The organism is Streptomyces sp. NPDC056347, from assembly GCF_042262625.1.
GTDB lineage: Bacteria > Actinomycetota > Actinomycetes > Streptomycetales > Streptomycetaceae > Streptomyces.
In genome coordinates, this window is record NZ_JBHJQP010000012.1 from 63,456 (window position 1) to 72,706 (window position 9,251).

General features: G+C 70.8%; 6 protein-coding genes. 3 read left to right on the top strand and 3 right to left on the bottom strand.

Annotated elements, in window-relative coordinates:
• Window positions 1-38: 38 nt before the first annotated feature.
• Window positions 39-1,034: a hypothetical protein gene (locus ACFCV8_RS05370; RefSeq protein WP_376683913.1), complete on the bottom strand. Its 996-nt coding sequence runs from the start codon at window positions 1,032-1,034 to the stop codon at window positions 39-41.
• A 309-nt stretch (window positions 1,035-1,343) separates the two neighbouring features.
• Here ACFCV8_RS05370 and ACFCV8_RS05375 point away from each other — a divergent pair, with 309 nt between their 5' ends.
• Window positions 1,344-2,447, top strand: coding sequence for an NAD(P)-binding domain-containing protein (locus ACFCV8_RS05375; protein WP_376683914.1), 1,104 nt, complete (start codon window positions 1,344-1,346; stop codon window positions 2,445-2,447).
• A 12-nt stretch (window positions 2,448-2,459) separates the two neighbouring features.
• Here ACFCV8_RS05375 and mltG read toward each other — a convergent pair whose 3' ends face one another.
• Both mltG and ACFCV8_RS05385 read right to left on the bottom strand, forming a co-directional pair.
• The gene (gene mltG, locus ACFCV8_RS05380) at window positions 2,460-3,308 is read right to left on the bottom strand and encodes an endolytic transglycosylase MltG (RefSeq protein WP_376683915.1); all 849 of its coding nucleotides are present in this window, start codon (window positions 3,306-3,308) and stop codon (window positions 2,460-2,462) included.
• Window positions 3,309-3,736: 428 nt separating this feature from the next.
• Window positions 3,737-5,542 carry an ABC transporter ATP-binding protein gene (locus ACFCV8_RS05385; RefSeq protein WP_376683916.1) on the bottom strand — a complete coding sequence of 602 codons (1,806 nt, stop codon included), beginning with the start codon at window positions 5,540-5,542 and terminating at the stop codon, window positions 3,737-3,739.
• A gap of 164 nt (window positions 5,543-5,706) precedes the next feature.
• Between ACFCV8_RS05385 and ACFCV8_RS05390 the strand changes: the two genes are divergently transcribed.
• Together ACFCV8_RS05390 and ACFCV8_RS05395 are read left to right on the top strand one after the other, a co-directional pair.
• Window positions 5,707-6,150, top strand: coding sequence for a MarR family winged helix-turn-helix transcriptional regulator (locus tag ACFCV8_RS05390; protein ID WP_376683917.1), 444 nt, complete (start codon window positions 5,707-5,709; stop codon window positions 6,148-6,150).
• An 81-nt stretch (window positions 6,151-6,231) separates the two neighbouring features.
• Window positions 6,232-9,183, top strand: a complete 2,952-nt coding sequence (locus ACFCV8_RS05395; RefSeq protein WP_376683918.1) for an FAD-binding and (Fe-S)-binding domain-containing protein — start codon at window positions 6,232-6,234, stop codon at window positions 9,181-9,183.
• Window positions 9,184-9,251 lie beyond the last annotated feature (68 nt).

Genomic DNA, 9,251 nt, shown 5'->3' on the forward strand with positions numbered 1-9,251 from the left:
GCCCATCACGCCCGTCACGGGTTGCTTGCCGACCCGGATCACGAGTCGTAGCATTCGGTCACCATCATCGCCGTCCCTACGAGTACCGCTCCCGCTGGCGTCTCGGCCCACTCGGCGAGCAGCAGAGACTTCTCGTCCACGGACTTCAGCAAGTGAGCGATCTCCTCTGCGGTCGGCGCGACCGGAAGGGCGCAGCCGACCACGGCGTGGCCTGTCGCGCTGGTGTGGTTCCCGGGCTCCTCGTCGGGATCGTCCGGCACCCAACGGCCGACCTCGACCTCCCACGAAGCCTCGTCGTCGCCTGGTTCCGGCGCCTCGATCGTCAGGTAGAAGCCGTCGGAGTCGTATGGCTCCACGAAGAGGCGACAACTGGGGTCATCGAGTGAAGCCCACACGTCACCGCCCTGGGAATGCGCGGTGACCAGCACCCGGAGGGCAGCGACCGCCTTCTCCCGTTCCTCCAAGGTGAATTCCGACTCACGTCGGTCGAGTTGCTCGCGCGTCTCGTCGCTCAGCGTGTCCAGCCCGTCGTCGTACTTCACAAAGGGGTGCCCGAATTCCCAGCAGCGCTCGGTCTCCGGATCCTCCTCCGAGGAAGTTCCCGAGAAGTTCGCGAGTCCTGCCTGCAACCCGTGCTTCTCTGCCTCTAGTTCGGATCGGATCGCCCTGCTGACTGTGTCGGGGAGAGCCGCCACGGCACTTTCCAGGTCGGCGAGCGCATGGTGAAGCCGCAGGCAGACGTACTCATACCACAGGCTGTGGGCACCGCCGAGAAGAGCGGTGCGGGCGGCAAGGTCGGTCAGCGCGGCAAGGTGCGTGCGCGGGTAGTAGCCCACACGCCGTTCCCGGCGGTCGTGGATGCTGACAGGAGCTGTGGCGAAGGCGGAGATCCGATTGAGGGCGTCGATGACCGGAACCGCGAGGCGAGGCTCGGCAAGACTCGTCACGGTCTTGGACACGACGCCGTCCGGACCCTGGTAGGTCGCCAGGATCTGGGTCTTTCCACGGGTGGTGTGCTGAGAGTAGATGGTCAAGGAAACACCTTCCGGCCGTCCGGCATACGACGGCCGGACAGAACAGGTACGCAGGAAGCGGGAAGGAGGTGGTGGCGAGGGCGCTTTCCGACGCTCCGTACCTCAAGATGATCGGGGGTGGCCCAGGTACTGTCCCGGGCTCCATTCCCGCCCGCAGATTAAACGGATGCCCTGCGCACCGCAAGCGGGTTGTCGCCCCTGCGCGGCCAGAAAGGTCCCGCTGCTGGTCAGCGACGGACGCTGAACGGGATGAAGGTCTCCCCCGTGCGGCCGGGGAAGATCTCCCCACCGCACACAGTTAGTAGAAGCGTGAACGATTCTGGGGTGACCACCGCACGTGAGACCGAGGTCGTCGTGATCGGCGCCGGACAGGCCGGACTGTCCGCCGCCTACCACCTGCGACGCACCGGCCTGGAGCCCGACCGCGACTTCGTCGTGCTGGACCATTCCCCGCGCCCCGGGGGCGCCTGGCAGTTCCGCTGGCCCTCACTGACCTACGGCAGGGTGCACGGCATGCACGCCCTGCCCGGCATGGAGCTCACCGGCGCCGATGACAGCCGCCCCTCCTCCGAGGTGATCGGCGCGTACTTCGACCGCTACGAGTCCGCCTTCGACCTGCGAGTCCACCGCCCCGTCGATGTGACCGCGGTACGCGAGGGGCCCGCGGGGCGGCTGCTGGTGGAGAGCTCCGAGGGCACGTATGCCGCCCGGGCCCTGATCAACGCCACCGGCACCTGGGACCGGCCGTTCTGGCCGCGCTATCCGGGTCAGGAGAGCTTCCGGGGGCGGCAGCTGCACACGGCGGGGTATCCCGGCCCGGCCGCCTTCGCCGGGCAGCGGGTGGTGGTGGTCGGCGGCGGCGCCTCGGGGACGCAGCATCTGATGGAGATCGCCGAGGTGGCGGCCGAGACGTACTGGGTGACGCGGCGGCCGCCGGTCTTCCGGGAGGGTCCCTTCGACGCCGACCGGGGGCGGGCCGCGGTGGCGCTGGTGGAGGAGCGGGTACGGCGCGGGCTGCCGCCGCAGAGCGTGGTGAGCGTGACCGGACTGCCGCTCACGGAGGCGATACGGCACGCCCGCGAGACAGGGGTCCTGGACCGGCTGCCCATGTTCGACCGGATCACCCCGGACGGGGTCGCCTGGGACGACGGCCGGGCGGTGGAGGCCGACGTCATCCTCTGGGCCACCGGCTTCCGGGCCGCGATCGACCACCTCGCCCCGCTGAAGCTGCGCGAACCGGGCGGCGGGATACAGGTCGAGGGCACCCGAGCGGTGCGCGACCCCCGTATCCATCTCGTCGGGTACGGGCCGTCCGCCAGCACGATCGGCGCCAACCGGGCGGGGCGGGCCGCGGTGCGCGCCATCGGCCGGCTGCTGGACGGCTCGGACACGACGGCGCCCGTCGCGGTGTGACGGGCGGGGTGCTCAGTCGCGGGACGCGCCGCGGTGGTTGCGGTTGAACTCCTCGACGTTGCGCTGCTGCTCCGTATAGCTGCTGGTGAAGCGGGTGTCGCCCGGCGCGACCGTGACGAAGTACAGCCACGGTCCGGGGGTAGGGGCGATCGCGGCCGCCATCGCCTGCTCCCCCGGGTTCCCGATGGGCGTGGGCGGCAGGCCCTTGCGCTCGTAGCTGTTGTACGGGCTGTCGATCTTCGTGTCGCCGTGGGTGGTGTGCAGGGTGCTGCGGTTCAGCGCGTAGTTGAGCGTGGAGTCCATCTGGAGCGGCATGCCCCGGTCCAGCCGGTTGTAGACGACTCGGGCGACCTTGCCCATGTCTGCCGCGGTGTCCGCCTCGGCCTGCACGACGCTGGCGATCGTCACCGTCTCGTACACCGACACGCCGTTGCGCCGGGCGCCCTCGGCGATGTGGTCCGCGCCGAACCGTTGCAGCGCGGTGTCGGCCATGTACCGGAGCAGGCCCCGTGGGGTCGTGGTGGAGGTGACGGGGTACGTCGCCGGGAACAGGTAGCCCTCCGGGTTGCCCTTCGCCTCGGCGGGGAGCGGCAGGTCCGCCGCGCCGACGGCCTTCTCCGCGGTCCCGGGTTCGACCGCGAGGGCCTTGTCGACCGCCGCGTACACCTGGGAGGCCCGCCATCCCTCGGGGATCACGAGTGAGCGGGCCCGTTCGACCCGTGGCCCTCTTGTGAGCATCGGCACCAGGACGGCGGCTGCCACGGCGAGGACGAGCACGATGCCGATGAACAGTGCCAGACGGCCGCGCCGGGTCGGACGGAGTCTGCGGCGGGGCGGTCTCGCCGGGGGCTCGTTCACCATGCGGGCACGCTATCCCGGCGTTCGGGCCCCGGCCGGGACGACACGGATCCAGGCTCTCTGCCCGCCCCCCCCCGGCGCCCCCTTCCATCCGTCAATGGAACATACGAACAGGGGATCGTATGTTCGCTGGAACGCGTGATCGTTCCGCCATTCGTTGCTCAACTCCCGTACGGCGCAGGATGATTACAGGGCGCTAGCGACGGGCTGCAGACCGCGACTGCGCTGTCCCACATATGCATCACGCACAAGGAGAAACACCGACATGAACATCCTCACCAACCTGCTGGCCGGCATCGTCCACTTCGTGGGTTGGCTCGTCTGACCGTTGCTCCGCACGGCGCCGTCGCTCCCCGTCCCACGGGAGCGGCGGCGTCGCCGCGTTTCCGGCCGGTGCGCACACGGATGCGGGCAGGCCCGGATCAGGGCGGTCAACCGGTCACGGGCGCCGGTTGCGCGTCCCGTCCGACCAGCGCGGCGTAGCGGCCGTCCAGCAGGAGCAGCTCCTCGTGGCTGCCGCGCTCGGCCACCCGGCCACCGTCCAGGACGACGATCTGGTCGGCATCGCGGATGGTGGAGAGACGGTGCGCGATGGTGATCGTGGTGCGGCCCTCGGACAGCGCGTCGATCGCTTCCTGCACCGCCAGCTCCGTACGGGTGTCGAGGGCGCTGGTCGCCTCGTCGAGCACCAGGACGGGCGGGTCGCGCAGGATCGTGCGGGCGATGGCGAGCCGCTGCTTCTCACCGCCCGAGAAGCGGTATCCACGCTCGCCGACCAGGGTGTCGTAGCCGTCGGGCAGTGCGGCGATGTGGTCGTGGATCTGCGCCGCGCGGGCCGCCGCCTCGATCTCGGCGTCGGTCGCGTCCGGTTTGGCGAAGCGCAGGTTGTCGGCGACCGAGGCATGGAAGAGGTAGGTCTCCTGGGAGACCACGCCCACGGACCGCGCCAGGGTGTCGAAGTCCAGATCGCGCACATCGACGCCGTCGAGCGTGACCCGGCCACCGGTGACGTCGTAGAGCCTGGGCACCAGATAGCTGAGGGTGGACTTGCCGGAGCCGGTCGGTCCGACGACCGCGAGGCTGCCGCCCGCCGGAACGGTCAGGCCGATGCCGTCGAGGGTCGGGCCGCTCTTCTCGTCGTAGCTGAAATCGACGTCCTCGAAGCGGACCTCGCCGCGTATCCGCTCCAGGCGGACCGGGTTCTCGGGCTCGGTGATCTCCACGTCGAGGTCGAGGTACTCGAAGATCCGCTGGAAGAGTGCCAGGGACGTCTGCATGTCGACCCCGGTGGAGAGCAGGCTCACCGCGGGCCGGAACAGCCCCTGCTGGAGCGAGACGAAGGCGACCAGGGTGCCGATGGAGACGACGGTCCCGCCGGACTGGAGAGCGAGCCCCGCGGCCCAGTAGATGACGGCGGGCATGGCCGCCATGACGATGCCGATCGTGGACATCCGCCACCGCCCGGCCATGCTGGAGCGCACTTCGAGATCGACGAGCTTCTCGGACTCCTCGGCGAAGCTACTGGTCAGGGAGGACGCACGGCCCATCGTCCGGCCGAGCAGGATGCCGCTGACGGAGAGCGATTCGGTGACCGTGGCCGCCATGGCGGCCATCTGTTTCTGGCGCCTGGTGATGATCCGCTTGCGCTCGCGGCCGACCCGGCGGCTGATCCAGACGAAGACCGGCAGCAGCAGGAGCGAGACCAGGGTGAGCCGCCAGTCGAGCGCCACCATGGCGACGACCGTGGCGACCACGGCGGTGAGGTTGGAGACCAGCGAGGTCGCGGTGGAGGTGACGGTCGCCTGCATGCCGCCGATGTCGTTGGCGATGCGGGACTGGACCTCGCCGGTGCGGGTCCGGGTAAAGAAGGCCAGCGGCATCCGCTGGAGCTGGGCGTAGACAGCCGTGCGCAGGTCGTGCATGACGCGCTGGCCGACCGTCGTGGAGATCAGGGTCTGCAGGACGCCGAAGACACTGGTGGTCACGGCGGTGAGGATCATGCCGAGCGCGAGCAGCGACAGCAGACCCGTACGCCCCTGGGGGATGGCGGTGTCCAGGATCTCGCGGAGCAGGAACGGCGAGGCGACCGACACCAGCGAGGAGGCGCCGACCAGCAGGCCGACCAGGGCGAGACGGCCCCGGTAGGGGCGGAAGAGGCGCAGGATGCGGCGCACCTCGGCCGGTGGACGGTCGGCGTCCCTCGGCGGAGGTGTCCAGTCGATCCGATCGGGTTTCATGGGCTCCTTCGTGGGATGTACGGCCGCCGCGGCCCGGGGCCGGACGCGGACGGGACCGGTCGGACCGGGCGGGGCAGCCGTATGGGGCGGCCGGGCGGATTTCGAGAGCCTAGCTCATTGTTACCTATGCTCACAATGAACGAGGTCCTGATATTGTTCCCTCCATGGAATTCTCCGACGCCGACGGTGTGCTCGCCGAGCAACTGCTGCGGGTGACCCGCAGGCTCCAGCGCATCCAGAGCCGCCAGCTGGAGCCGATGGGCATCACGCCCGCGCAGTTCCGGCTCCTGCGGACCGTCGCCCACTGCGACGGCCCGCCCCGGATGGCCGATCTGGCGCAACGTCTGGATGTCGTCCCCCGTGCCGTGACCACGCTGGTCGACGGCCTGGAGACGAGCGGACGGGTGCGGCGCGCCCCCGATCCGGACAGCCGCCGGGCGGTCCGGATCGAGATCACCGAGGAGGGGCTCGCCACCCTCCGTTCGCTGCGCGACGCGCGCCGGGCCGCCGCGGAGGAGATCCTGGCCCCACTGACCGCCGCTCAGCGCGAGGTGCTCGGCGATCTTCTGACCGCCCTGGTCAACGGGATGCCGGAGCGCCGCTGCTAGACATGTCACGGCGTAGGTGCGTCCGTTCGAGTGGCGCGCGTGCGCCCGGACACCGAAACCGAACGCCGAGGAGAGCCCGACATGCCACTGCTGGAGCCGAAGCCGGAAGCCCTCCGCCCCGGAGCCGCGCGTACTCCGTCCGTGGACCGGGTGGCCGCCCGGCAGGCTCCGGGCACGCCGGAGCCGCTGCGCGGCGACCTCGTCGCCCTGCTCGGGCCGGAGAAGGTGCTGTGGAAGGTCTCCGACCTGGTGAAGTACGCCTCCGACGCCAGCCCCTACCGCTTCGTCCCCCAGGTCGTCGTGGTCCCCCAGGACATCGACGACATCTCGGCGATCCTCTCGTACGCGCACGGAAAGGGCCGTGAGGTCGTATTCCGGGCGGCGGGCACCAGCCTCAACGGCCAGGCCCAGGGCGAGGACATCCTGGTCGACGTCCGCCACCACTGGGCGGGCATCGAGGTCCTGGACGACGGTGCGCGGGCCCGTATCCGGCCGGGCACGACGATCGTGCGGGCCAACGCCGCCCTCGCCCGGCACGGCCGCCTGCTGGGCCCCGACCCGGCCAGCGCCATCGCCTGCACGATCGGCGGGGTCGTCGCCAACAACGCCTCCGGGATGACGGCCGGCACCACGCGCAATTCGTACCGCACGGTCTCCTCCCTCACCTTCGTCCTGCCGAGCGGCACCGTCGTCGACACCGCCGCTCCGAACGCGGACGAGGAGCTGGCCCACGCCGAGCCGCGGCTGTGCGAAGCGCTGATGGCCCTCAAGGCGGAGATCGAGGCGGACGCCGGGCTGACCGCCCGTATCCGTGCCAAGTACGAGATCAAGAACACCAACGGCTACCGCCTCGACGCCTTCCTGGACGGCTCGACGCCGGTGCAGATCCTGCGCGGCCTGATGGTCGGCTCCGAGGGCACTTTCGGTTTCATCTCCGAGGTCGTGTTCGACACCCTGCCGCTGGACCGCCGGGTCTCCACCGCCCTGCTCTTCTTCCCGTCGCTGACCGCGGCCGCCGCGGCGGTGCCCCGTTTCAACGACGCGGGGGCGATCGCCGTCGAGCTGATGGACGGCAACACGCTGCGCGCCTCGGTGAGCGTCCAGGGAGTTCCCGCGGACTGGGCCGAGCTGCCCAAGGAGACGACGGCGCTGCTGGTGGAGTTCCGGGCCCCCGACGAGTCCGGTCAGGAAGCGTACGAGCGGGCGGCGGCGGCCGTCGTCGAGGAGCTCGACCTGGTCGCGCCCGTCGCCTCGGTGACCAACGCGTTCACCCGCGACGCCAAGGTCATCTCCGGCTACTGGAAGGCCCGCAAGGCATTCGTCACCGCCGTCGGCGGCTCCCGGCCCTCGGGTACGACGCTGATCACGGAGGACTTCGCGGTGCCGCCCGCCCGGCTGGCCGAGGCCTGCGAGGCCCTGCTCGGCCTCCAGGCGCGGCACGGCTTCGACGCCGCCGTGGCGGGCCACGCCGCCCACGGCAACCTGCACTTCCTGCTCGCCTTCGACGCGGCGAAGCCGTCCGACGTCGACCGCTACGCCGCTTTCATGGACGACTTCTGCCGCCTGACGGTGGAGCGCTTCGACGGCTCCCTGAAGGCCGAGCACGCCACCGGCCGCAATATCGCCCCCTTCCTGGAGCTGGAATGGGGCCCCAGGGCGACCGAGCTGATGTGGCGCACCAAGCAGGTCATCGATCCGGACGGGGTGCTCGCCCCGCGGATCGTCCTGGACCGGGACCCGAAGGCCCATCTGCGCGGGCTGAAGACCATCCCCGAGGTCGAGGCGATCGCCGATCCCTGCATCGAGTGCGGGTTCTGCGAGCCCACCTGTCCCAGCCACGACCTGACCACGTCCCCGCGCCAGCGCATCGTGCTGCGCCGCGAGATGATGCGGCAGCCGGGCGGTTCACCGGTGGAGACGCAGTTGCTCGACGCCTACGGCTACGACGCCGTGGACACCTGCGCGGGCGATTCGACGTGCAAGCTCGCCTGCCCGGTAGGGATCGACACCGGGGCGTTGATGAAGGACTTCCGCCACCGGCGGCACTCGCCGCGCGAGGAGCGGATCGCGGCGCTCACGGCGAAGAACTTCAAGGCGGTGGAGGCGGCGGCCCGGCTCGCGGTGGCCGCCGCCGCCCGGATCGGCGACCGGATCGGTGACGGCCCGCTGGAGACCGTCACCGCGCTCGCCCGGAAGGCGGTGCGCCCCGACCTGGTGCCCGAGTGGCTGCCGGAGATTCCCGGCGCCGCCGCCCGGAAGCTGCCCCGTACTTCCCGCACCGGAGCGAGCGCCGTCTACTACCCGGCGTGTGTGAACCGCATCTTCGGCGGCCCCGAGGGCCATCACGGCCCCTCGCTGCCGCAGGCCGTCGTCGCGGTCTCCGCCCGCGCCGGAAAGCCGGTGTGGATTCCCGAGGATGTCGCCGGGACCTGCTGCGCGACGATCTGGCACTCCAAGGGCTACGACGAGGGCAACACCGTGATGGCCAACCGCATCGTCGAGGCGGCCTGGGGCTGGACGGCCGGGGGAAGACTGCCGCTGGTCGTCGACGCCTCGTCGTGCACCCTGGGCATCGCCCATGAGGTGGTGCCGTATCTCACGGACGAGAACCGGGAGTTGCACCGCGAGCTGACCGTCGTCGACTCCCTGGTCTGGGCGGCCGACGAGCTGTTGCCGGAGCTGACGGTGCTCCGGAAGACCGGTTCGGCGGTCCTGCACCCGACGTGCTCCATGCAGCATCTGGGCGATGTGGAGCAGCTGCGCGCGGTCGCGGAGGCCGTCGCAGAGGAGGTCGTCGTCCCCGACGACGCCGGGTGCTGCGCCTTCGCGGGCGACCGGGGCATGCTGCACAAGGAGCTGACCGCCTCGGCGACGGCGAAGGAGGCCGCCGAGGTGAACGGGCGCACGTACGACGCGTATCTCTCGGCCAACCGCATGTGCGAGGTCGGGATGGACCGGGCCACGGGCCACTCGTACTACTCGGTGCTGATGGAGCTGGAGCGGGCGACCCGGCCGGGGGCCGTGACGCGCTGACCGCCGGGGCCGGCCGGCCCCGTATCCACCTCCGCACACAGGCCGGGCGGGCCCGCAGGCATCGGGCC

What these genes read in the sequence shown, in the direction of transcription:
- ACFCV8_RS05395 (WP_376683918.1), top strand. Translation starts at nt 6,232, where the DNA reads ATGCCACTGCTGGAGCCGAAGCCGGAAGCCCTCCGCCCCGGAGCCGCG.
- ACFCV8_RS05390 (WP_376683917.1), top strand. Translation starts at nt 5,707, where the DNA reads ATGGAATTCTCCGACGCCGACGGTGTGCTCGCCGAGCAACTGCTGCGG.
- ACFCV8_RS05385 (WP_376683916.1), bottom strand. Translation starts at nt 5,542, where the DNA reads ATGAAACCCGATCGGATCGACTGGACACCTCCGCCGAGGGACGCCGAC.
- mltG (WP_376683915.1), bottom strand. Translation starts at nt 3,308, where the DNA reads ATGGTGAACGAGCCCCCGGCGAGACCGCCCCGCCGCAGACTCCGTCCG.